General features: G+C 61.2%; 21 protein-coding genes and 1 pseudogene. 7 read left to right on the forward strand and 15 right to left on the reverse strand.

Going from position 1 to position 22,741, the window contains the following annotated elements:
• Positions 1–24: 24 nt before the first annotated feature.
• The 4 genes and pseudogenes from ASD63_RS32505 to ASD63_RS32520 form a co-directional block, all read right to left on the reverse strand.
• Positions 25–1,308, reverse strand: coding sequence for an ABC transporter substrate-binding protein (locus tag ASD63_RS32505; RefSeq protein WP_162253372.1), 1,284 nt, complete (start codon positions 1,306–1,308; stop codon positions 25–27).
• A 44-nt stretch (positions 1,309–1,352) separates the two neighbouring features.
• Positions 1,353–2,427 (reverse strand): annotated as a pseudogene (ugpC, locus tag ASD63_RS32510) (sn-glycerol-3-phosphate ABC transporter ATP-binding protein UgpC).
• Positions 2,428–2,461: 34 nt separating this feature from the next.
• Positions 2,462–3,235, reverse strand: a complete 774-nt coding sequence (locus ASD63_RS32515) for a carbohydrate ABC transporter permease (RefSeq protein WP_226020913.1) — start codon at positions 3,233–3,235, stop codon at positions 2,462–2,464.
• Positions 3,236–3,347: 112 nt separating this feature from the next.
• Positions 3,348–4,274, reverse strand: a complete 927-nt coding sequence (locus ASD63_RS32520; protein ID WP_060530540.1) for a sugar ABC transporter permease — start codon at positions 4,272–4,274, stop codon at positions 3,348–3,350.
• 143 nt (positions 4,275–4,417) lie between these two features.
• Between ASD63_RS32520 and ASD63_RS32525 the strand changes: the two genes are divergently transcribed.
• Together ASD63_RS32525 and ASD63_RS32530 are read left to right on the forward strand one after the other, a co-directional pair.
• Positions 4,418–5,608 carry a glycoside hydrolase family 88 protein gene (locus ASD63_RS32525; protein WP_051659314.1) on the forward strand — a complete coding sequence of 397 codons (1,191 nt, stop codon included), beginning with the start codon at positions 4,418–4,420 and terminating at the stop codon, positions 5,606–5,608.
• Between the two features lie 68 nt (positions 5,609–5,676).
• Positions 5,677–6,741, forward strand: coding sequence for a LacI family DNA-binding transcriptional regulator (locus ASD63_RS32530; protein ID WP_127890390.1), 1,065 nt, complete (start codon positions 5,677–5,679; stop codon positions 6,739–6,741).
• 642 nt (positions 6,742–7,383) lie between these two features.
• Here ASD63_RS32530 and doeB read toward each other — a convergent pair.
• From doeB to ASD63_RS32585, 10 genes are all read right to left on the reverse strand, one after another.
• Positions 7,384–8,394 carry a N(2)-acetyl-L-2,4-diaminobutanoate deacetylase DoeB gene (doeB, locus tag ASD63_RS32540; RefSeq protein ID WP_034794788.1) on the reverse strand — a complete coding sequence of 337 codons (1,011 nt, stop codon included), beginning with the start codon at positions 8,392–8,394 and terminating at the stop codon, positions 7,384–7,386.
• 3 nt (positions 8,395–8,397) lie between these two features.
• The gene (doeA, locus tag ASD63_RS32545) at positions 8,398–9,579 is read right to left on the reverse strand and encodes an ectoine hydrolase DoeA (RefSeq protein ID WP_034794791.1); all 1,182 of its coding nucleotides are present in this window, start codon (positions 9,577–9,579) and stop codon (positions 8,398–8,400) included.
• Between the two features lie 34 nt (positions 9,580–9,613).
• Complete coding sequence (eutC, locus tag ASD63_RS32550) at positions 9,614–10,606, reverse strand: ectoine utilization protein EutC (RefSeq protein ID WP_034794794.1); 993 nt, start codon at positions 10,604–10,606, stop codon at positions 9,614–9,616.
• On the reverse strand, positions 10,603–11,604 hold the full coding sequence (gene eutB, locus ASD63_RS32555; RefSeq protein WP_034794796.1) for a hydroxyectoine utilization dehydratase EutB: 1,002 nt from the start codon (positions 11,602–11,604) through the stop codon (positions 10,603–10,605). Before eutB ends, eutC begins: the two co-directional genes overlap by 4 nt.
• Positions 11,605–11,606: 2 nt before the next feature.
• Entirely contained in the window at positions 11,607–12,386 is a 780-nt protein-coding gene (eutA, locus tag ASD63_RS32560; protein ID WP_089045782.1) for an ectoine utilization protein EutA, read from the reverse strand.
• Positions 12,383–13,045 (reverse strand): ectoine/hydroxyectoine ABC transporter permease subunit EhuD, encoded by a 663-nt coding sequence (gene ehuD / locus ASD63_RS32565; RefSeq protein WP_034794801.1) that lies wholly within the window; start codon positions 13,043–13,045, stop codon positions 12,383–12,385. Before ehuD ends, eutA begins: the two co-directional genes overlap by 4 nt.
• A gap of 2 nt (positions 13,046–13,047) precedes the next feature.
• Positions 13,048–13,707 (reverse strand): ectoine/hydroxyectoine ABC transporter permease subunit EhuC, encoded by a 660-nt coding sequence (gene ehuC / locus ASD63_RS32570; protein ID WP_034794803.1) that lies wholly within the window; start codon positions 13,705–13,707, stop codon positions 13,048–13,050.
• Between the two features lie 68 nt (positions 13,708–13,775).
• Positions 13,776–14,624 carry an ectoine/hydroxyectoine ABC transporter substrate-binding protein EhuB gene (gene ehuB, locus ASD63_RS32575; RefSeq protein ID WP_089045759.1) on the reverse strand — a complete coding sequence of 283 codons (849 nt, stop codon included), beginning with the start codon at positions 14,622–14,624 and terminating at the stop codon, positions 13,776–13,778.
• Between the two features lie 66 nt (positions 14,625–14,690).
• Positions 14,691–15,476 carry an ectoine/hydroxyectoine ABC transporter ATP-binding protein EhuA gene (ehuA, locus tag ASD63_RS32580; protein WP_060530541.1) on the reverse strand — a complete coding sequence of 262 codons (786 nt, stop codon included), beginning with the start codon at positions 15,474–15,476 and terminating at the stop codon, positions 14,691–14,693.
• A gap of 122 nt (positions 15,477–15,598) precedes the next feature.
• Entirely contained in the window at positions 15,599–17,020 is a 1,422-nt protein-coding gene (locus tag ASD63_RS32585; RefSeq protein ID WP_234798907.1) for a PLP-dependent aminotransferase family protein, read from the reverse strand.
• 67 nt (positions 17,021–17,087) lie between these two features.
• Between ASD63_RS32585 and ASD63_RS32590 the strand changes: the two genes are divergently transcribed.
• The 5 genes from ASD63_RS32590 to ASD63_RS34690 all read left to right on the forward strand — a co-directional run bounded on the left by ASD63_RS32590 (position 17,088) and on the right by ASD63_RS34690 (position 22,056).
• Positions 17,088–17,570, forward strand: coding sequence for an Lrp/AsnC family transcriptional regulator (locus ASD63_RS32590; protein ID WP_034794810.1), 483 nt, complete (start codon positions 17,088–17,090; stop codon positions 17,568–17,570).
• A 118-nt stretch (positions 17,571–17,688) separates the two neighbouring features.
• Positions 17,689–19,185 (forward strand): NAD-dependent succinate-semialdehyde dehydrogenase, encoded by a 1,497-nt coding sequence (locus tag ASD63_RS32595; protein ID WP_034794812.1) that lies wholly within the window; start codon positions 17,689–17,691, stop codon positions 19,183–19,185.
• 37 nt (positions 19,186–19,222) lie between these two features.
• Entirely contained in the window at positions 19,223–20,611 is a 1,389-nt protein-coding gene (locus tag ASD63_RS32600) for an aspartate aminotransferase family protein (RefSeq protein WP_034794814.1), read from the forward strand.
• Between the two features lie 274 nt (positions 20,612–20,885).
• Entirely contained in the window at positions 20,886–21,350 is a 465-nt protein-coding gene (locus ASD63_RS32605) for a transposase (protein WP_034794817.1), read from the forward strand.
• 133 nt (positions 21,351–21,483) lie between these two features.
• Positions 21,484–22,056, forward strand: a complete 573-nt coding sequence (locus tag ASD63_RS34690) for a hypothetical protein (RefSeq protein WP_034794820.1) — start codon at positions 21,484–21,486, stop codon at positions 22,054–22,056.
• 315 nt (positions 22,057–22,371) lie between these two features.
• Here ASD63_RS34690 and ASD63_RS32620 read toward each other — a convergent pair whose 3' ends face one another.
• Positions 22,372–22,740 (reverse strand): response regulator, encoded by a 369-nt coding sequence (locus ASD63_RS32620; RefSeq protein ID WP_156624212.1) that lies wholly within the window; start codon positions 22,738–22,740, stop codon positions 22,372–22,374.
• Position 22,741 lies beyond the last annotated feature (1 nt).

Below are 22,741 nucleotides of genomic sequence, written 5' to 3' on the forward strand. Positions count from 1 at the left end.
GGCCCGGCAAAGTGGAGCGGATGCTCAGGCCTTGAGAATGCGGTCGGCCGATGAGACGAGTTCGTTGCCTGCTTCCGCCGGCGTCAGCTGGCCGAAGGCGACCTTGTCGGCGAGCGGCCGGAAGACGCGCTCGTCAAGTTCACCAGCACCGAGCGGCACGGCCGGCGGGTAGGTGCCGACGCGATCCGCAATGCCGTTGACATAGTCGACCTTCTTTTTCGCCGTGGCGTCGATCGAGGGAAGAACGGCGGTCTGCACGTCGGTGTTTACAGGCACGCCGCGCTCGACCTGAAGGATCTTGCCGGCCTCCAGGTCGTTGACGAAAAAGTCGATGAATTGCGCTGCGAGTTCCGGGTTCTTCGCGGTGCTTGCGATCGACCAGTGCAAGCCGGGGCGATAGAAAAGCCCGGAGGGACCATCCGCACTGCTGACCGGCAGCGACGTGATATCGAGCGTGCTCTTGGAGATCTTCTGGAAGGCAGGGAGCTGGTTTGAGAAGGCAATCGCGATGGCCGCGTTGCCGGTCGCCAGCGGGTTGCTGTCGACCAGCACCTTGTCGAGCGCTTGTATCTCGGCGGAGACGCAGCCGCCGTTCTTGGTGAGGCTCTCCCAATAGCCGAACCAATCGGCCGCATCGCTGGCCTCATAGCCGAGCTTTCCGGCTTCCGTGTAGAGCTTCTTGCCGCGCTGATGCAAAAACGCCTCGAAGGCGTATGTGTAGCGCGACGCGTTTCCAACCGCCCAGACGTTCTTCTTGCCTATTGCCTTGGTAAGGTCGATCGAGAACTTGGCGAAGTCGTCCCAGGTGGTTTTGGCCGAAGGCGGGATAAGCCCGGCTTTCGTGACCGCATCAGCGTCGTAGATCATGGCAAAGGCGTTCAGCGACAACGGCATACCGGTCACCTTGCCGTCGACCGTTCCAAGATCGAGCACACCTGGCACCAGCTTGTCCGTGCGGATGACCTTGCCGAGATAGTCGTTGAGCGGCAGGTTGGTGGACCGGCGGCTATAATCGGCAAAGCGGCTGGGCTCGAGCTGGAAAATGTCCGGGGCGTTCCCACCGGCGATCATCGTCGTCAGTTTGGCCCAGTAATCGCTCCCGCCCACTTCGCCGACGATCTTGGCGCCGGAATGCGCCGCCTCGAAGAGCTTGGCAACGCCAAGCGTGCGCTCGGCGCGGCTGGGTGTACCCCACCAATAAAGGCGCATGGAATCCTCCGCAAAGGCGCGGATCGCGGGCATCGTCGCGAGCGTGGCGCCGGCCCCGAAAAGCGCGGCGTTACGCAGAAAATGGCGTCTGTTGATCATGTTCTCCTCCTCCATGATTTGTTCCTTGAGATCTCTCTTTGCGATCAATGGCCGATGCGGTCGCCGGCCCCGTCGAACAGGTGGCAGTTTTCCGCGGCAATCCGGACGTCCAGCGTTGAGCCGGCAGTGATCGGGCGTTGGCCATCGAGAGCAACCGTCAGCGACTGCCCGTCGGTGAGCCGCCCGTAAACGATGGTCTGACCGCCGAGATGCTCGACATGGACGACCGTCAGCGCGCCAAGTTCGAGCCCGCCGGTCGCGTCGATACCGATATGTTCGGGCCGCAGGCCGAGGCTGACCTTTGTGCCAACCGCGATGCGCTCCTCGATCGGGAGCCGCGCAATTCTGCCGGCAACATCGATCGAGATACCGCCGTCGCGGATGTCGCGTGCGACGGCATCGAGGAAATTCATCTTGGGCGAGCCGATGAAGCCGGCGACGAAGCGGTTGGCGGGCCGGTTATAGCGGCGTGCCGTGCTGTTCGATGACCCCGGCGCGCAAGACGACGATGCGGTCTGCAAGCGTCATTGCCTCCACCTGGTCATGGGTGACGTAGATCATCGTCGCGCCGATATCCTTGTGCAGCTTGGCTATCTCGACGCGCGTCTGGACGCGAAGCTCCGCATCGAGATTGGACAGCGGCTCGTCGAACAGGAAGATCTTCGGGTCGCGCACGATTGCCCTGCCGATCGCTACGCGCTGCCGCTGGCCGCCAGAGAGTTGCTTCGGCTTGCGGTCGAGCAGATGGGTAATCTGCAGGATGTCGGCGGCCTTGCGGACCCGCTTGTCGATCTCCGGCTTCGGCATCTTTGCCGTTTCGAGACCGAAGGACATGTTCTTGTAGACGCTCATATGCGGGTAGAGCGCATAGGACTGGAAGACCATGGCGATGCCGCGCTGGCTCGCCTCCTTCTCGTTCATGCGCTCGCCGCCGATGGAAAGTTCGCCGCCGCTGATCGGCTCGAGCCCCGCAATCATGCGCAAAAGGGTCGACTTGCCGCACCCCGATGGGCCGACGAAAACCACGAACTCTCCGGAGCCGATCGCCAGATCGACGCCGCGGATGATGTCGAGATTGCCAAAGCTCTTCTTGATCTTGCTCAAAGCCAGCGTCGTCATCGTTTCCGTCCCTATCTCTCAATTCCAGTTGGTGTCAGCGCTTCATGCCGGTTGTCGCGATGCCTTCGATCAGCAGTCGCTGGAACAGCATGAAGAGGATGAAGATTGGCAGCACCGTCAGCGTCGACATGGCAAAGAGCGAACCCCAGTCCGACGTCCCGGTGGAGTCGACGAAGGTGCGCAGACCGAGCTGGGCGGTGTATTTTTCGATGTCATTCAGGTAGATGAGCGGCGCAAAGAAATCGTCCCAGGTCCAGATGAACGAGAAGACCGCTGCCGTCGCCAACACCGGCGTTGAGAGCGGCAGGATCACCTTCAGGAAGATGCGCAGCGGGCCGCAACCATCCATGATGGCCGCCTCGTCAAGCTCGCGCGGGATGCCCCGGAAAAACTGCACCATCAGGAAGATGAAGAAGGCGTCGATCGCCAGGAATTTCGGCACCACCAGTGGCAGGATGGAGTTCACCCAGCCAAGCTTCAGGAACATCACATATTGCGGGATCAGCACCGCATGCTGCGGCATCATCAAGGTGCCGAGCATCAGTGTGAACCAGAAACCGCGCCCCTTGAAACGTAGGCGCGTGAAGGCATAGGCCGCCATCGAGCAGGAAATGAGGTTGCCGATGACGACGAGCAGCGAAATCACCAGCGAATTGAAGAACATCCAGCCAAAGCCGATACTCAAGCCGGTCCAGCCGCGGCGATAGGCATCGACTGTCGGGTCAGTCGGGATCAGCCCCGTCGAGGTGAAGATCTCGCTGTCCGGCTTGAACGAGCTCGCGACCATCCAGAGCAGCGGATAGAGCATGAGAAAGCTGACCGCGACGAGCAGCGCATAAAGCAGAGCACGTTTCCACGGGGATGTGCCAGATACGCCGGCGTCGGCGCGCGAAGCGATGGTGGTCGTCGAAAGAGCGGCATCAGTCATCGTAGTGAACCCAGTACCTGGCTGTCAGGAATGACATGGCGGTGAAGAAGGCGATGATGAGCACCAGGACCCAGGCCAGCGCCGAGGCATAGCCGAAGCGGAAATTGGTGAAGGCCTCCTGGTAGAGGTAGAGCGTGTAAAACAGCGTGGAGTCGATCGGACCGCCGGTTCCGTCGCTGATGACAAAGGCCGAGGTGAAGGCCTTGAAGGCATCGATCGTCAGGATCACGGCATTAAAGAAGATCACCGGCGTCAAAAGCGGCAAGGTGATCTTGAAGAACTGCCGGGCCTTGCTGGCGCCATCTATGCTTGCCGCCTCGTACATGTCCTGCGGGATCTGACGCAGACCGGCAAGAAAGATGATCATCGAGGATCCAAACTGCCAAACCGCCAGGAGAACGAGCGTATAAAGCGACGTCGAAGGGTTCGAGATCCAGCTTGGCCCTTCGAAACCCAACAACGCGTTAAGCGCCTGATTGAGTAATCCGTCGCCGGCAAACACCTGTCGCCACAGGACCGCCACGGCGACGCTGCCGCCGACCAGTGACGGCAGATAGAAGATCGCACGAAAGAGCGACAGGCCTTCAAGCCCCCGGTTCAGCGCCACTGCCACGGCAAGCGCAAATAGCAACTTCAAGGGAACCGACAGCAGCACGAAGGTGAAGGTCACGTTCATCGCCGTCCAGAAGCGCGGATCATCGGTCGCGATGCGCACGTAGTTCTCCGCGCCAACCCAGTTTGCTGCGCCAAGGCCGCTGTAGTCGGTCAGAGACAAATAGAACGAGGCGACAGCAGGCCCGAGCGTCAGCAGAAAAAAGCCGATAAGCCACGGCGTGATAAAGCCGTACCCGGCCAGGCTCTCTGCGAGCCTGAACCCGCTGCCGGCAGCCGGCCTTTCAGTTGTCCCTAATGTGGACATTGTATCTCTCTCCAGCGATGCCCGGCTCCTCCCGAGCATCCGACTCCTAGCGGTTAGAAATTTTCCCGTCAACAGAAAGTTTCGTAGTTGACGAAATTATCGTATTTGTGCGAAAACTTCACGAAACCAACGTGAGGCTTATCATGCGCATCGAACGAAACAGCTACTTCAACGCCGTCGAAATGGTTGGCAATCGCCCCAATCGCGAACGTCACCAGCAGGCTTTGGAACGCTGCATTGCCAAATTGCGCCAGACCATGCCGACAATCGGTCTGCGCAATCCGAAGATTGGCCTGCCGGATCAGACGTGGAGCTATTGCGGGCCCTTTGACTGGGTCGTGAGCTTTCACGCCGGCCAGCTCTGGCTTGCGCTGGAACTCACGGGCGATCCCAGCTTCCTGAACGCCGCCCGGGCCCGCCGCGCCATTTTTCGCGACATCTTGCGCCATCGCGATGCGCAAGACCACGATCTCGGCTTCCAGTTTTCTTTGAGCTGCGTTGCGGAGTGGCTGCTGACAGGCGACCAGGAGGCTCGCGATCTCGCTCTTGAAGCTGCGGCGAGGCTGCTTGAGCGCTATCGCCCGGATGCACGATATATCCAGGCCTGGAATGCTCGCTCGATCCACGGTGGCATTCGCTCCGAATTCGTCAATGGGCGCGTCATCGTCGATACGATGCAAAACCTCGCGCTGCTACACTGGGCCCACCGCGAGACCGGCCGCGGCGATTTTGCCGAAGCCGCCGATGGCCACGCCGAAACGACCCTGAAGCACCTGGTTCGCGCCGACGACACAAGCTTCCACACCTTCCTGTTCGACCCTTCAAGCGGTAAGCCCCTGCGCGGGGAGACCCATCAAGGATATGCGGATGATTCCTGCTGGTCACGCGGCCAGGCCTGGCTGATCCATGGCTATGCGCAGTGCGCGGCAACCACCGGCAACCCTCACTTCGCCGACGCCGCCAGACGTCTGGCTGCCAAGGCCGAAGCTCTGATGGGCGACGACGGCGTCCCCGTCTGGGACTATTCGGTTCCTGATGCCAAGTCAGCGCCCCGCGACAGTTCCGCCGGCGCGATCATGGCGGCCGGCATCTTCATCCTCGCCGGGCTTTGTGAACCGGAGGAGGCACAACGCTGGTACGCATTCGGCGATCGCCTGATCGGTGGCCTGCTCGACACTTGCGATCTGACGGGCGATCCCAAGGCCGAAGGGCTGCTCGCCCATGGCGCAGCCCATGCCAGCGCCGGCTATTCCGATGCGATGCTGCCCTACGGCGACTATTATTTCATGGAGGCGCTGATGCGTTCGCTTGGGCACACGCGCTTCTTCTGGTAGTGGACGATCATGACCATGCAGCCGCGATCAATCTCGCCCACTCCGGCCAGATAGGAACCTTCGTCGAAATGGATGACGAATCGAACGCCCCGACACTCAAGGACATCGCCGACGCCGCGGGCGTTTCGGTCGCGTCCGTATCGAAGGTGCTCAACAATCGCGGTGGCGTCGGCGACGAAAGCCGGCGCAAGATCCTCGACCATGCGGAGCGCCTGGGCTACCAGGTCCGGGCGGCCCGCTCGCTCATCCGCGCCGGCGTCGAGAGCACTGTGCTGGTGATGCCGGCACAGTTTTATGCCAGTTCGGCTTTCTACGAGGACGTGATCCAGGGCGTGCTTGCAGAGGCCAGCACAAGCTCGCTCAGGATCGACGTCAGGCTTGTCTCGCTGGATGCGGAGATCGCGATCAGCGAAATCTCTGACATTCTGCGCGACATCCGGCCGGGCGCCCTTGTCGTGCTCGGCATGGACCATCCCGTCATGATCGACAGGATTGTCGATAGCGGCATCCCGGCCGTCATCATCAACGGCATGGACCGGACGATGCGGCTCTCATGCGTGCTGCCCGACAACTGGTCTGCCGGCTGGCTCGCTGCACAAAGGTTACTTGCGGCCGGCCACCGCGAGATCGTGCACGTGACAATTCCCCACCGCCTGTCGCTACGCCGGCGCCTTGAAGGCTTCCGGATCGCGCTGGAGGAGGCCGGAATTGCCTTCGACGAAAACAGACACATCTTTGATCTCGGTCGCATGGGCCTGCAAGAGCCCGACACCACGCCGGCGATACGGCAGGCCATAAAGCAGGGGCGTTTCACCGACACAACCGCGTTCTTCTGCAGCACCGATCTAATCGCGATCAACGTCATGCAAGCTCTCGAAGCGAGTAGTCACTCGGTTCCGGAAGACTTCTCGATCATCGGGGTCGACGATATCGCGATCGCCCGGCACAGCCGCCCGCCGCTGACGACGATGCGGATCGACCGGGGTGAGCTTGGCCGTGCCGGCATCCAACTCCTGCTGGAACGGATCAACGACCCCGAAATCAATGTGCGCCGGGTCAATCTCGGCGTCCGCTTGGTTGAACGCTCCACAGTCGCCGTACCAAGGAGCAGCCCTCACGCGAAAAGAGCGTAAGAGGTAGCAGGAACGAAAGCGCCTCTGCCTGGCGCGCACCACGTTCGACGGACGAGACCCGTGTGTCGGGAGCGCGGAGCCGTAAAATGATGTGGTCAACCACACGGCCACTCTCACGCGTGGCCGCACCTCACCTGCCATCGATGGATGGCCGCGTCACGCCCCACAAGCCATGTCACGCAACTGTCACGCGCAATAGATCAACGAGACTGCTAAGAAGTAGAAAAGTTATCATTGCTCGAGTGGCAACATGCCCCGATACCTCTTTCATATTCACCTGTCCGGCAGGATCAGTCGCGATGACCATGGAGCGTTTCACGCCAATGACAGTCAGGCGGTGACCAATGGCAGGTCGATCGCCGACAAGATCGCTGAAGACGACAGGCACCGTAGCGTCATCGTGACTGTCGAACGAGCCGGCGGCGTCGTTCTGGCCCGCGTGACTGCCAGGAGAGCAATGCCACCCTGGCAATCTGCGAGTTCGAAATTCGAACACGCTTGGAGAGAACTGTCCGACCTTGACGTTAGCCAATTCCGCAGGGCGCGTTAGAAATCCTGGCCCTGTTTTATTGACGTCAGCGAGGCGTCCCCTTTCGGTTAGGGGATGGCTCGCACGCGACGGTCGCCGGTGGTCCATAAGCCCTATGCCGCGACAATAGTTGCGAGCACGCTGACGCAATCACCGGATTTGACGAGGCCGGGGAAATGGCGAGCGACGAGGATGCCGTCCATCTTTGCCCGTATGTTCAGCGGTTCGTCGCCTGTACGGCCGATCGGATAGATGCGGGCGACGATTTCCCCGCTCCTCACCTGGTCGCCGAGATCGACGAACGGTTCAACAAGGCCGCCGTTCTCGGCAAAGCAAAAGCAGTTGCCGTCGGGCATGTCGAGCCACGTGGTTTCGCCGCTTTCGACTGCCCCTTTCAAGATACCTGCCGCCTTCAGCACGTTGGAAACGCCCGCCTTGGCGATACGCGCGCTCCTGGCCGTCGCCGTGCCGCCACCGCCGAGCTCGGTGGTGATGAAGACCTTGCCCATCTCCTCCGCCGCCGTGTCGTACATGCCGACGGCATCGATCTCCAGCATCTTCATCGACCATGGGGCGCCGAAGGCCCTGACGAGTTCGAAGGATTTTTCCTCCTGTGCCTTGTCTGGCAGCACATGGGCGGCGCAGAAAGGCAGAAAGTCGAGCGTCTTTCCGCCTGAATGAAAGTCGAGCACGATCTCGGCAAGCGGTAACAGCGTGCGCTGGAAATAGTCCGCGATCTTCTGGGTGACCGTGCCGTCCGGCGCGCCTGGAAAGCTTCGGTTCATGTTGCCCTTGTCGATCGGCGAGGTGCGGGTGCCGGCCAAAAAGGCCGGATAGTTCATCGCCGGCACGATGATGACGCGGCCCGTGACGTCATCGGCCTTCAGCGTGCGGGCGAGATCGAAGAGCGCAATCGGGCCCTCATACTCATCGCCGTGGTTGCCGCCGGTGAGAAGGGCCGTCGGGCCCTCCCCGTTCTTCACGACTGTCACCGGGATCATCACCGAGCCCCAGGCGGAATCGTCGCGGCTGTGAGGCAGACGCAGGAAACCATGCTGAACGCCCTCGGCCGAAAAATCGACCGTAGAACTGATCGGCGAAGGACGAAGGTTGATTTCCCGCATGGCTCAATCCTTCACGAGCAGTTTGCGCGGCACGTTGGCGAGGCACTCGACACCGCTCTCGGTGATCAGGATGCTTTCCGTGGTCTCAAAACCCATGTCCTCGAGCCAGAGGCCCGTCATGAAGTGGAAAGTCATGCCGGGTTTGAGTTCGCTGCGGTCACCTGGACGCAGGCTCATCGTGCGCTCGCCCCAGTCCGGCGGATAGGAAACGCCGATGCCGTAGCCTGTGCGATTGTCCTTCACGATGCCGTACTTCTTCAGCACGGCGAAGAAAGCGTTTGCGATATCCTCGCAGGTATTGCCGGGCCGTGCCTTTTCGAGGCCTGCCTCCATGCCTTCCAGCGTCGCCTTCTCGGCATCGAGGAACGCCTGTGTCGGCTTGCCGAGAAAGACGGTGCGCGACAGCGGCACGTGATAACGGTGGTAGCAGCCGGCAATCTCGAAGAACGTACCTTCGCCTCTCTTCATCGGCCGGTCGTCCCAGGTCAGGTGCGGCGCGGAAGCCTCCACGCCCGAAGGCAACAGCGGCACGATTGCTGGATAATCGCCGCCGATGCCATCGACCCCTCGGGTACCGGCATCGTAAATCTCCGCGACCAGATCGCATTTGCGCATGCCGACCGCGATCTTGTCGAAGATGCGTTCATGCATCTTTTCGACGATCCTTGCGGCGTTGCGCATGTAGCGGATTTCGGCCTCGCTCTTGACCGCGCGCTGCCAGTTGACGAGTGCGGTCGCATCGATGAAACGCGCATTCGGCAGATGCTTCACTAGTGAAGCGAAGGCGGCGGCGGAGAACCAGTAATTGTCCATCTCCACGCCGATCGTCAGCTTGTCGAGGCCCCGTTCGGCGAGCTTGGCCGAGAGGTAATCCATCGGGTGGCGCTCGGTGGACTGCACATAGTGGTCCGGATAGCCGACAATGTTCTCGTGTTTGAGGTAGGCGGTGAATTTGGCGCCGTTGGCATCCTGGCCGCGTCCGTACCAGATGGGCTCGCCCGTCGGCGGCACGACGACGCATTGGTGCACGTAGAAAGACCAGCCGTCATAGCCGGTCAGCCAGTTCATGTTCGACGGATCGCTGACGATCAGCACGTCGATGCCCTTGGCTTCCATCGCTTTTCGCGTTTTTTGAAGACGCGTTTCATACTCCGGAAGTGAGAACTTCAGGTTCGCTTGTTTCATCGGTTTTTCCTCTATACCCGGCGAAAAGCCGGTCTCAACTCTCGAAGATCGTGCCGGCGCCCGCCATTGCCGCGCGGGCGCCAGCAAGCGTAGCTATGGCCGTGTCCTGAATGCCCGTGCCGGTAAGGTCCGCCACGGTGATCTGCTCGGGGCCGCTGCGGCCCGGTTTGCGCCCGGCGACGATCTCGCCGAGTTCGGGGAAGATCGTATCCTCCGTCACGAGGCCCGCTTCGATGGCATGATGCAATTCGCCGAGCCTGCGCGTCTGCTTCAGGCTATCGGCGACATAGAGGCCGGCGGTGGCGACAATGGCGGGTTCGATCTCGTTTTTGTGCTCGGCGTCCGACCCCATGGCCGTGACATGCTGGCCAGGCTGGAGCCATTCGGCCCGAAGCACCGGTGTTTCGGAAGGCGTGGTGGTGACGATGATCTCCGCACCATCGACAGCCGCCCGGCCGTCGGCCTCCGCCCGAACCGGAAAGCCGAGCTTCACCGTCAAGTCCGCAGCGACGGCCTCGGCTTTAGCAGCATCTCTCGCCCAGATGCGCGCTTCGCGGATCGGCCGCACCAGACTTAAGGCCTCAAGCTGCAACCTTGCCTGCATGCCGGCGCCGAAGATGGCGGCAACCGCGGCATCCGAGCGCGAAAGTTGTCGAGCCGCGACCGCGCCGGCCGCCGCTGTGCGCACATCCGTCAGGTAACCGTTGTCGAGGAGGACGGCCTCTACCAGGCCGGTCTTCGCCGAAAGCAGCACCATCAGGCCGTTGGTGCTCTGCAGGCCGATCTTCGGATTATTGAAGAAGCCGGGGCTGATCTTGATGGCGAAACCGTCGAGACCGGGCACGTAAGCCGTCTTAACATCGACCTCACCGCGCTCTTCAGGGATGTCGAGCCTCAGGATCGGCGGCATCGCCACCGCTTTGGTGGCAAGCGCGTGAAACGCTCCTTCGACGCAGGCAATGGCATCGAGATCGAGCGGAACGATACGCCTGAGTTCCGCCTCGGTAAGAATTCTCATCGCCGTCATGCCGCGGTCTCCGCTAGCGGATCGACACCGCCATTGATGACCCGTCGATGCAGGTCCATGTCGACATTGCGGCCGGAGAGGATGACCGCCACCGGCCCCTCCAGCCGGCCAAACCGGCGGGAAAGCAAGGCCGCGATGCCGACGGCCCCTGCCCCCTCGATCACCTCGCGCTCCTGGGAATACGCATGCCGGATACCGGCCGCGATCTCGGCTTCAGACAGCAAGATCACGTCGTCGAGCAGCGCGCGGCACATTTCGAAGGTCACGGCGTTATCAAGGCCGATGCCGCCACCGAGGGAATCGGCAAGGCTTGCCACCTCCTCGACTTGCACCGGCCGCCCTGCGTTAAGGCTCGCCTTCATTGCCGCGCCACGTTCCATCGTAAGGCCGATGACGCGGGTCTTCGGTGACCGCCCTTTCACGGCCGCGGCGACACCGGCCGCAAGCCCACCGCCGGAAAGCGGCACAAAAACCGTCGCCACATCCGGCATTGCCTCGACGATCTCCAGACCGAGCGTGCCCTGCCCGGCAACGACCGTTCGATTATCGAAGGGTGGCACCATGACGAGACCCTCTTCAGCCACCAGCCGATCCACCTCAAGCTGGGCTTCGTCCTGCGATTTGCCGACGATCAGGACATTGGCCCCAAGCCTTCGGATGTCCGACACCTTGTTGTTGGGCACGAGTTTGGACACGCAGATTGTCGCGACTGATCCTTCGGCCTTGGCGGCATGGGCGAGCGCCCGGCCGTGATTGCCGGTCGAGGCGGCGACGACACCCCTCGCCCGCTCTTCCGACGTCAGCGAGAGCACGGCATTCGTGGCGCCGCGGAGCTTGAAGCTGCCTGTCGCCTGGTGGTGCTCAAGCTTCAGGCCGACGGGCACACCGAAGCGTTCGCAAAGCGAAGCGGAAAGCACGAATGGCGTATTCAAGACCCGGCCCTTTATGCGCCGCGCCGCCTGTTCGATATCCGCCACTGTTACGGGAAGGTTCGACATCGCTAGCGGTCCAAATAGGCAAGTGTCATGAGTTGCCCGAGATCCGGCCGTGCCGTCTCATTGCCGCAGAGGCGCAGGCAGGCCCAGGCGGTGGCGAGATTGCTGGTAACGACCGGCTTGCCGATGACGGCCTCGATCTCGGCCGCGACGCCTGCCGCGCGCACCGCCGTACACGATATGAAAAGCGCGTCGCTGTCTGGCGCCGTCGCTTGCTTCGCAAAGGCGACGATTTCGTCCGGAGAAATGCGCGCCATCTCCCGGTCGTCATCAAGACCGAGGCAAGTGAAACGGGCGATGTCGAAGCCAAGCGACACGAAATAGTTAGCCATCGGCTCGCTGGTCTCGATCGTGTAGGGCGTCAGTACGGAAATCCGCTTGGCACCGAACGCCTTGAGGCCAGACGCCGCCGCCGCAGTCGGCGTGACGACGGAAGCACTTGGCTTGGCCGCATGGACCGCCGCCTTGACTTGCGCGTCGCCGATGACGACGGACGCGGAGGTGCAGGAATACATGACGATGTCTAGAGGTTCGTCCGGCAGGATCAGTGCGGCCGCTGATGTCAGCGAGGGCTGCATGGCGCGCAAGTTCTCCGGCGTCACCGGGTTCGCGTAGGGAATGCGCGTCGCATAGACGCCAATCTGCTCGCTTGCAACCATGCGATGGAAGTCCACTTCCGTGGTGTGGTCGGTCGCAAGGATGATCAGGCCGATGCGCTTGTCGAGCGGACGCTCATCCAGCTTCGGCATGCGCGAGGAAAGTGTAAGATCGACCGCTCGCATCAGCGCTCCTCCACTTGGGCGTATCGTTCTTCCAGCCAACGCAGGAAGACGACGGAGATCAGGCTCATGATCAGGAAGAAGACCCCGACCAGCGTCATCGGCTCGATGTAGCGATAGCTGCTGTTGGCCACGCTTTTCGCCTGGTTCATCAGTTCGAGCACTGTGATGGCGGAAAGGAGCGGTGTCTCCTTGAACATGGCGATCAGATAGTTGGCCAGCGCCGGGATCATCGGCGGGATCGCCTGTGGCAGGATGACGTGGACCCAGGTCTGGCGGCCGGTGAGGTTCGTCGCCTTGGCCGCCTCCCATTGGCCGCGCGGCACGTTCTCGATACCGGCGCGGTAGACCTCCGCCGCATAGGTGCCATAGTGGAGCCCAAGGCCGATGATGCCGGCGAGCATTGCCGGCAGGCGAACGCCAATATCCGGCAACACGAAGAAGATGAAGTAGAGCTGGACCAGGAGCGGCGTGCCGCGAATGAACTCCACGATGAAGCCCGTGACCTTCGCAATCGGCTTAGGCGCGGTCATGCGCAGGATGGCAAAGACGAGGCCGATGATGGCAGCGAGTGCCGCGCCGAAAACGGTTGCCAATATGGTGATCTTCAGACCCTCAAGCAGGGTCGGCATGATTTCCCAAACGAAATTCCAGTCCCATTCCATCGTCAGGTCCTCACGCCATCAAGGCCGCGTGTTACCCGGCGTTCCAGCCAGCGCATGCCGTTGGAGATGGCGAGTGCCATCAGGAAGTAGAGCACGAGAATCGTTGCGAAAGGAACGAGCGTGCTGCCGGTCTGGGCGCGGACCACCTGGGCCTGAAAGGTCATGTCGGTGAGCGAGATCAGCGACACGACGGCCGTACCCTTCAAGAGCTCGATCGCGTTGTTGCAGAAGGTCGGAAGCATCAGCGGCAGGGCCTGCGGAAGGACAACGTAACGCATCGACTGATAGCGCGAGAGATTGAGCGCTATGCAGGCCTCGCGTTGCTCGCGGCCGATCGCTTTGACCGCGCCGCGCACGACCTCCGCCCCATAAGCTCCCACGTTCAGTCCCAGCGCCAGTACGCCGGCCTGAAGCGGCGACAAGGTGACGCCGGCGAATGGCAGCACGAAGTAGACCCAGAACAGCTGGACGAAGATCGACGTGCCGCGGAAAAACTCGATATAGGTGGTGGCAAGCGCGCGAACCACGAAAATGCGGCTGACGCGCCCAAGACCCGCGACGAATGCCATGACGAGCGCGAGCAATGAGCCGAGCACGGTAAGCTCAAGCGTCACGAGCGCGCCTTCAAGGATCAGCCCTATGTAGCCGGACCAGTCGGTCATCGTTCTTCCATATACGAGGGAGCGTACTGCCTCTCCCCGGTTTGGGAAGAGGCCCGATTGCTGCGGCCTTACTTTGCGGCGCAGAGCTTTTCGCGGGTCGTCGACATCGCGGCCGCGGCAGAGAAGCCATAGGGTTCGATGATCTTGGCAAACTCGCCCGACTGCTTGAGCTTTGCGAGTTCCACGTCGAAGGCATCGCGCAAGGCTTCCTCGCCCTTCTTGAAGGCCGCGCCGTCGCAATAGACCGGCGCGCCTTCAACCGGCGCCACGACTTCGACACTGGGGTCGTTCGCCTTGGCGACAAGAGCGTTGATGGAAAGCACCGGCAGCGAATAGACGTCGATACGGCCGTCCTGCAGCATCTTCAGGCCGCTCTGGCCATCCGGAACGACAATGACACGATCGCGCGGGACGCCGGCTTCGAGCGCGAGCTTTTCTTCCGTACCGCCACCTGGCGCGCCGATCTTGGCGTCCGGGTTGTCGGCGATATCCTTGTAGCTCTTGAGCTTCAGCGGGTTGCCCTTTTTCAGCGCGAAGGCTTCGGCGTCACAAAGGATCGGTTCTGAATAGGCAACCGCGTTGCAACGTTCCGGCTTCATGAAGAGGCCGGCAGTGATGACATCATGACGGCCGGCCTGAAGACCCGGGATCATCGCGCCATATTCCGAGATCGAGGCGACGATGTCTTCGACACCGAGGCGCTTGAAGACCTCACGCGCGACGTCCGGAGCTGCGCCAGAAACTTTGCCGTCGGCGGCAACTGCCGTGAAGGGCGGTTCGTTGGCGATGGCGACACGGGCGAAACCCTGTTCCTTCAGTTCCTCAAGCTTGCCGTCGGCCCAGGCTGGCGCTGCGGCAACCATTGCCGTGAGGGCGCCCGCGCTGGCGGTTATGGTCAAATAGGTTCTCATGCTCATAGTTGCGAACTCCTCTGGCTGTCCCGGGTTTTTGTTTGGAGCCTTGTTTCCGGGCGGCAAAGCCGCTCAGACGCGGTGCCCTGCCGCGATGATCTTGCGCAGGAAGGTCTGCGTGCGTTCCTGCTTGGGCGTGCGGAAAATCTCGTCCGGCTTGCCCGCCTCGACGATCTTGCCGCGGTCGAAAAAGAGAATGCGATCGGCAAAATCATGGGCGAAACCCATCTCATGCGTGACGAGCAGCATGGTCATGTCTGTTTCGACCGCAAGCTTGCGCATGACATTCAGCACTTCTTCGACCAGTTCCGGGTCGAGTGCCGAGGTCACCTCGTCAAACAGCATGATCTTTGGCGAAAGAGCCAGCGCCCGGGCGATCGCAACGCGCTGCTTCTGTCCGCCGGACAATTGCGCGGGCATGCTCTTTGCCTTGTCGGCCATGCCCACCATGTCGAGAAGCTCCATCGCCCGCTTCTCCGCCGCGGCCTTCGCCATGCCTTTCGTCAGCATCGGCGCGAGCGTGACATTGTCGAGCACGCATTTGTGCGGGAAGAGATTGAAGTGCTGGAAGACCATGCCGATCTTCTCGCGCATCTTGTGCAGATGGCGGTCGTCGGCCGGCGCGAGGCTGCCGTTCTTCGGCATATGATATAGCTGGTCGCCGTCGACCTCGATATGGCCGCCGCTGATCGCCTCCAATGTCATGAGAATGCGCAGGATCGTTGTCTTGCCCGATCCGGAGGGACCGATAAGCGCCAGCTTTTCACCCGGCAGCACGTCCATCGACAAACCGTCGAGTACGGTCAAGGGACCGTAGCGTTTGGTGATGTTGTCGATGCGGATGATCGGCGCTGCCATGCATGTCTCTCCCTATTGAGACAAGTGATGGAGCAACGATGCGCGGCAAACAAAATCATGTCAATGTCAATAATAATATCAGTACAATTATTCTGACATCGCCCATTTGCAAGGCAGTTCACTCAAATCGCGAGCAACAGCGCTTCTGGATTTCCGCTGGCGAGTGAGGCGAGAATGCCAAGTCCGGTGCGCAATTCCTGCTCGGTGGTCGAGCCGAGCGAAATGCGCACCGCCGGCTGCCAACCCTGGTCGGCCGTGCGGAACGAAGAGCCGGGCGCAATAGCGACACCGCGCAGACGCGCCTGGGATACGAACCCTTCCTCCGCATGCCCTTCCGGTAAGGGTAGCCACACATGCAGGCTCTGCGGATGGCTATAATAGGGCAAGCCCGCAAGCGCATCCTCGGCGATCGCGTGACGTACGCCAAGTGCCCGGCGCTGCCAATTGACGAGTTCCATCGCCGTGCCGTCGCTGACCCAAAGTGTTGCGATCTCGGCGATTGAAGGCGTCGCCATCCAGTTGGAGACGAGATGGCGGTTGGCAACCGCTGCGACATAGCGATCCGGAGCGGCAAGATAGCCGATGCGCAGGCCCGGTACCGTGATCTTTGTGAAGCTGGTGACGTAGAGGGTACGCTCCGGCGCATAGGCCGCAATCGGCGGTGCCCGACCTTCCACAAGCGGCCCCAGGATGTCGTTCTCGATGATCGCGATATCGTGGCGTCGTGCAACCTCGGCAAGCGCCTGCCGGCGCTCGGGCCCCATCAACGCCGCGGTCGGATTGATCACCGAGGGCTGGAGAAAGACGGCGCGGATCACGCCGGTGCGGCAAGCTTCATCCAACGCCTCGGGGATCATGCCTTCGCGATCGATCGGCAAGCCCTCGAGATGAAGGCCAAGGTAGCTGGAAAGCGGCACGAGCGTGTGGTGGCTGATCGCCTCGGTCGCAACGGTCGAGCCCGGCGGAGCGACGCTCATCAGCGCCACTGTCATGCCTGAGGTTGCGCCATTCGTCAGACTGATATTGAGGGGTGATACATCGAGACCGCACTGCGACAGCCACTCGGCCGCGACGGTGCGATGGCGCGGGAAAACCATATTCGGCCGGAAGGAAAGCGCCGAACTTGACGGCAGGTTCTCCGCCAGCCACCCGAAGGCTGCGCGCATGCGCTCCAGATGGAGTTGCTCGCACACGGGCTTCAGGATCGAGAGATCCACCAGTTCGCCAAGACGCTCCGGCAGGTAGGGTGGCTCAGGTTCCTTCGGCCTTGTCTGCACGAAGGAACCGCGACCAATCTCTCCGGAAATGAGCCCTCGTCGGATCAGTTCGTCATAGGCGCGGCTGACGGTTTGCACGGAAAGTTTCAGGTCGTCGGCGAGCTTGCGATGCGGCAGCAGGCGCGTCCCGTTCGGCAGATGCCCTTCCTGGATGGCGCGGGCGATCTGCTCGGCGAGGGAGAGATAGGCCGGCCGGCGCAACTGGGATATGTCGGGTCGCCAATTTGTCATGATTTCGACAGTGCTCAAAATCAGTTCAATTGACAATGCCAAAATGGTTTCCCATTGTCTTTTCCTCCGCTTTGACACGATCCCCGCCCGGAGGGCGCCCCGAATGAAACTCGACGCCATCGACCTGCGTATCCTGGAGGCGATCCAGCAGAACGGACGCATCACCAAGCTGGCGCTGGCGGAACGGGCGGGTCTATCACCAACGCCCTGCTGGCTGCGCCTGCGCAAGCTGGAAAGGGCCGGCATCGTCACGGGATATCACGCGCGTGTTGCGGTGCGACGCGTTGCGCCTGTTGCCAGCGTGATGATGGAGGTGACGCTCGCCAATCATCGGCAGGTGGATTTCGAACGCTTCGAACGGGCTGTCGCGACAACGCCCGAGATCGTGGCCTGCTGGTCGGTCGGCGGTGGCGTCGATTACATCCTGAAGATCGTGGCGCGCGATATCGATGCGTACCAGCGCCTTGTCGACAGCCTGCTTGACCGTGAGCTCGGCATCGACCGCTACTTCACCTACATCGTCACCAAGACGGTGAAGGAGGAGACCGTGCTTCCACTCGAGACGTTGCTTCCCCCTTCCGAATAGAGAGATTGTCTACGGCCGGGCCAATCTTTAGCCAAAGTCTCTGACGCCCACCCCGGCAATGGACAATCTGTCCCTCGCCCTCTGGCAGACTCCCTCCAGACACCAAGAGGAGGCTGCCATGACCGCCGTATTTGCCCGCACGACCTTTCACGACGCGCTTGCCCGCCTTGCCGATCCGCACCTCTTAAGGGAGCTCTCCTATGTCGGTGGGCGCTGGATTGCTAGCCGCGACGGCGCAGGCTTCAAGGTGACGGACCCTGCCTCGTCGGCGACGCTTGCCTGGGTCGCAGCCCTTGGTGCCGATGAGGCCGCAGAAGCCATCTCGGCGGCGAGTGACGCACTGCCCGCCTGGCGCAGCATGCTGCCGCAGCAGCGTTCCGCTATTCTTCGCAAGTGGCACGACCTGATACTGGAGGCGCGCGAGGACCTTGCGCTCTTGATGACGCTGGAACAGGGCAAACCACTCGCCGAATCGCGCGGTGAAATCGACTACGCGGCCTCCTTCGTCGAATGGTACGCGGAGGAAGGAAAGCGGCTGAATGCGGAAAGCGTCACCAGCCATCTGCCCGGAGCCGAAATGATCGTGCGGCGCGAGGCGCTGGGTGTCGTCGGGATCGTGACGCCGTGGAACTTCCCCTCAGCCATGATCACCCGGAAGGCCGCAGCTGCCCTTGCCGCCGGCTGCACGGTCGTTGCGCATCCCTCCAGCGAAACGCCGCTTTCAGCGCTCGCCCTTGCCGAACTTGGCGAGCGGGCTGGGCTTCCCGCGGGTGTCTTCAATGTGGTGACCGGCGATGCCGCCACGATCGTCGGCCGCATGAATGCCGATCCGCGTATTCGCGCCATGAGCTTCACCGGCTCGACGCAGATCGGCAAGCTGATTGCGGGCCAGTGCGCTGACACCATGAAGCGGATGGTGATGGAGCTCGGTGGCCATGCACCATTGATCGTCTTTGCCGATGCCGACATCGAGAAGGCTGCCGACATCGCAATGGCGGCGAAGTTCGCCACATCCGGGCAGGATTGCCTCGCCGCCAACCGCATTTATGTCGAGCGCCCTGCACTTGCGGACTTCACGCGGGCGTTCAAGGCTCGCATCGAAGCGCTGAAGGTTGCCTCGGGCCTCGAACCAGACGCCGAGATCGGCCCCCTGATGCACGAGCGTGCCATCGCCAAGGTGGAAGAACAGGTCGCCGATGCGCTGAAGCGCGGCGCAAAGCTGCTGGCGGGCGGCAAGCGCCACAAGACAGGCGCTCTGTTCTTCGAGCCGACCCTTTTGACGGATGTACCGGACGATGCGCTGATCATGCGTGAGGAGACCTTCGGCCCGGTTGCCGCGGTCACCGCCTTCGACAGCGAGACCGAAGTAGTCGCCCGGGCAAACGACACCGAGTACGGCCTCGTCGCCTATGTCGTCACCGAAAACGGAGCGCGCCAGATGCGTCTTGCACGGGCTTTGGAGTACGGGATGGTCGCGATCAATCGGGTGAAAATCACCGGTGGACCGATCCCCTTCGGCGGCTGGAAACAGTCGGGCCTTGGCCGCGAAGGCTCCCGCCACGGCATCGAGGCCTTCACCGAACTCAAATATCTCTGCATCGATACGGCCGCCTGACCGCAGGCGCCACATTTCATACGCGAAAGGAAAGACCATGCTCGAAAAAAGCAACGAACTCAGCGCCTGGGACCGTGATCACTTCTTCCACCCCTCCACGCATATGGGCATGCATGCGCGTGGTGAAACACCGACCCGGGTGATCGGCGGCGGCGAAGGTGTGTATATTACCGACACCAGCGGCAGGACGAGCCTTGATGCCTTTGCTGGCCTTTATTGCGTCAATGTGGGCTACGGCCGGCAGAAGATCGCAGACGCGATCGCCGAGCAGGCGAAGAACCTTGCTTATTATCACGCCTATGTCGGCCACGGTACGGAAGCGTCGATCACGCTTTCCAAGATGATCATCGATCGTGCGCCGGCGGGCATGAGCCGCGTCTATTTCGGTCTTTCAGGCTCCGATGCCAACGAGACCAACATCAAGCTGATCTGGTACTACAACAACATCCTTGGCCGGCCGGAAAAGAAGAAGATCATCTCCCGCTGGCGCGGCTATCACGGCTCCGGCGTCATGACGGGCTCCCTGACCGGCTTGCATCTATTCCACAACGCCTTTGACCTGCCGCGCGCGCCGATCCTGCACACCGAAGCACCCTACTTCTTCCGACGCCCCGATCGCTCGATGGATGAAGAGCAGTTCTCGCAATATTGCGCCGACAAGCTCGAGGAGATGATCCTTGCGGAAGGACCGGAGACGATCGCCGCCCTCATCGGCGAGCCGATCCTCGGTACTGGCGGCATCGTGCCGCCGCCGAAGGGCTACTGGCAGAAGGTCCAGGCTGTGCTCGAAAAATACGACATCCTGCTCGTCGCAGACGAGGTGGTGACCGGCTTCGGCCGCCTCGGCACCATGTTCGGATCGGACCACTACGGCATGAAGCCCGACCTCATCACCATTGCCAAGGGTCTGACCTCGGCCTACGCGCCGCTTTCCGGCACGATCGTATCGGATAAGATGTGGCAGGTGCTGGTGCAAGGATCTGACGAACTGGGCGCGATCGGCCATGGCTGGACCTATTCCGCCCATCCGATCTGTGCGGCCGCGGGGGTCGCCAACCTCGAACTGATCGACGAGTTGGGCCTGGTTGAAAATGCCGACAGCACGGGCGCTTATTTCCGCTCCGAATTGACGAAGGCACTCGCTGACCACAGACATGTGGGCGAAATACGTGGCGATGGCCTGATGGCCGCAATTGAGTTCGTCGAGGATAAGGACGACCGGGTATTTTTCGATCCGGCAAAGAAGATCGGCCCGCAAGTTGCGGCTGCCCTGCTTGAGCGCGGCGTCATCGGGCGGGCCATGCCGCAAGGTGATATCCTCGGCTTTGCGCCACCGCTTTGCCTCACAAAGGATGAGGCCAATGTTGTGGTGAAAGCGGCGGTCGAGGCCGTCACATCTGTCCTTGGCAAAGCAAAGGCAAGATGAGTGCAGATGCCAATACACGCAATTTGAACCTTGTTGTCGATGGGGAAGTGCTACGCCGCCCCATCGACAACCGTTGAGCCAGCAGTGCAATGGAAGCCCTATTGGCGAACGCCGATCTCGACCCTCGGGTCTAACGTCGAGCTGTTCCGGCATGGAAAACATCTAGCCAATCCGTATACCCTATTGGATCGGCACCAAAAATCGACCGGCAAGTAATGTTGACTCTGGTCTTCACTCGGTTGAAAAAAGGGCGACCATAAAAAAGGGATCACTCATGCCTGACGAAAACACGACGCCAACCACCCTGGTTGCGGAGGACGCAACGACTGTGCACACACCCGAGCGAGCAAAGCGAAGCGCGACGAAGCGTCAGAAAGCGGCTGGGGAAACCACACGGGCGACTTCGAAGGCAACAGCATCAACGCAACCCACCAAGTCCCGTAAGTTCAGCGAACAAGATAAACTCGAGAAGCTGAGGCAGATCGGGGCCCAGGTCGCAGACGGCACGAGCACGATCAAAGATGCGATTAAAAGCGCAGGAATATCCGAGCAGACCTACTATAACTGGAAGGGTAGCTTAAAGGCGGATGATAAGACGAGCAAAAAGCCCGCGTCGGCCAGCGACGAGTTCGCCGAACTGGTGAAGCTAGACGACGAGAACCAGAAGCTGCGAAAACTCCTGGCGGAAAAACTGCGCACTGAGAATGCCGACCTGCGCAAGAGGCTTGGCATAGATTGAGGCCCGGAGAAGCCACGCGCTGAGCGCTGTGGCTCCACCGCTCCTTTGGCGGGCGGCTGAGATGCGAGGTTGCACCCGACGTTGTGCAGCCGATCATGCCGCAGCACGTCGATCTACATTGGGTTCAAACTATATGAAAACGCCACAACGCAGGTTCGTTGTTGAGTTCAAGTCCGGCCGCCGTCAGCCAAAAGTGCAAGCGGGTTCGATCTGGGGCAACACAGATCTCAAGACCCTTGCGCGCGAGGTTGAAAACGAAGCGGCTCATCTGTTCGGCCGTCAAGAATTGAATGCCGACGGCGGCATTGATCCCGCCTCTGATGCTCATGTCCCGAGTTTTGTTGACGAACCGGCCGTGATCACGGCGCCCGAGCCGGCGAATGAGGTGGCTGACCAGGTCGCTGCGGCGCATTTAATTTCCAATGTCGCTGATGAAGCTCGCGAGACCGCAATCGGCCCGCTCACTGTCGCCAGGACCCGCGGTTTACCGAAACGCGCCAGCGGGAAGCATCCTCCCCGCCCCTCCCCGAGGACCGCTTCGGAACCTACAGAGCAACAGTCGGATCTGGAGTCGAGATCGGCGCCAACGATGGTCTTGGAAGAGTTGGTTTCACTTGATGCGGAAAACAGCCGCCTCCGAAAACTGCTGGGGGAACAACTCCGTGCGCAGAACGTAACTCTCAAGAAGATGCTGGAACGGTTTTAGTTTCCGCTCCTTCGTTGACGCTGAGTTCCGCGACGGCCCGCGTCCAAGTGACGATCATTCGTGTCGATGGCACACAGATTGTAGATCCTTCCTCGATGACGTCGACGGAGCTCGGAGCTGCGCTGGCCTTCTTTTGGAGTGGCCTGCGACGGTCATGGAAACAGACGCCCCCCCGTCAGCGAGCAGGGCGACATTGCCGATCTGTAAGCCGGTGCAGGCCAAGAGCCACCATCGCGCCAAATGACGTTAGGCAAATCGCACCAGAGGAGGCCGAAAGGACGGGCAGGCTACCTCGGGGCAGGGCATTCATTCTGATCACACGGATGAAGATGCCTCCCCGTTCTTCTGCTCAAGTACCGCGTCCAGCGCTTCCACCAGGACAGAGTTCGAAAACGGCTTGGAGAGAACTGGAGCTGTGTGGCTGGTCCCAAGCAAGGCCGACGTCCCATATCCGCTTAGGACAAGAAACGGAATCGATTGCTGATAACACGCGTCAGCCACGGGAAGCCCGCTGTGTCCCTGGAGGTTCATGTCGAGCACGACGACGTCGATTTTCGTCGCGTCGTTAAGTAATTGCAGCGCCCGATCCACAGTCGGAGCAAGGCCCACAATCTGCATTCGAGCCGCAAGCAGAGTGTCCTCGATTGACATTGCCACCAGCATTTCGTCTTCAACGACGAGCACT

It is taken from the genome of Ensifer sp. Root558, assembly GCF_001427045.1.
Lineage (GTDB): Bacteria > Pseudomonadota > Alphaproteobacteria > Rhizobiales > Rhizobiaceae > Ensifer > Ensifer adhaerens.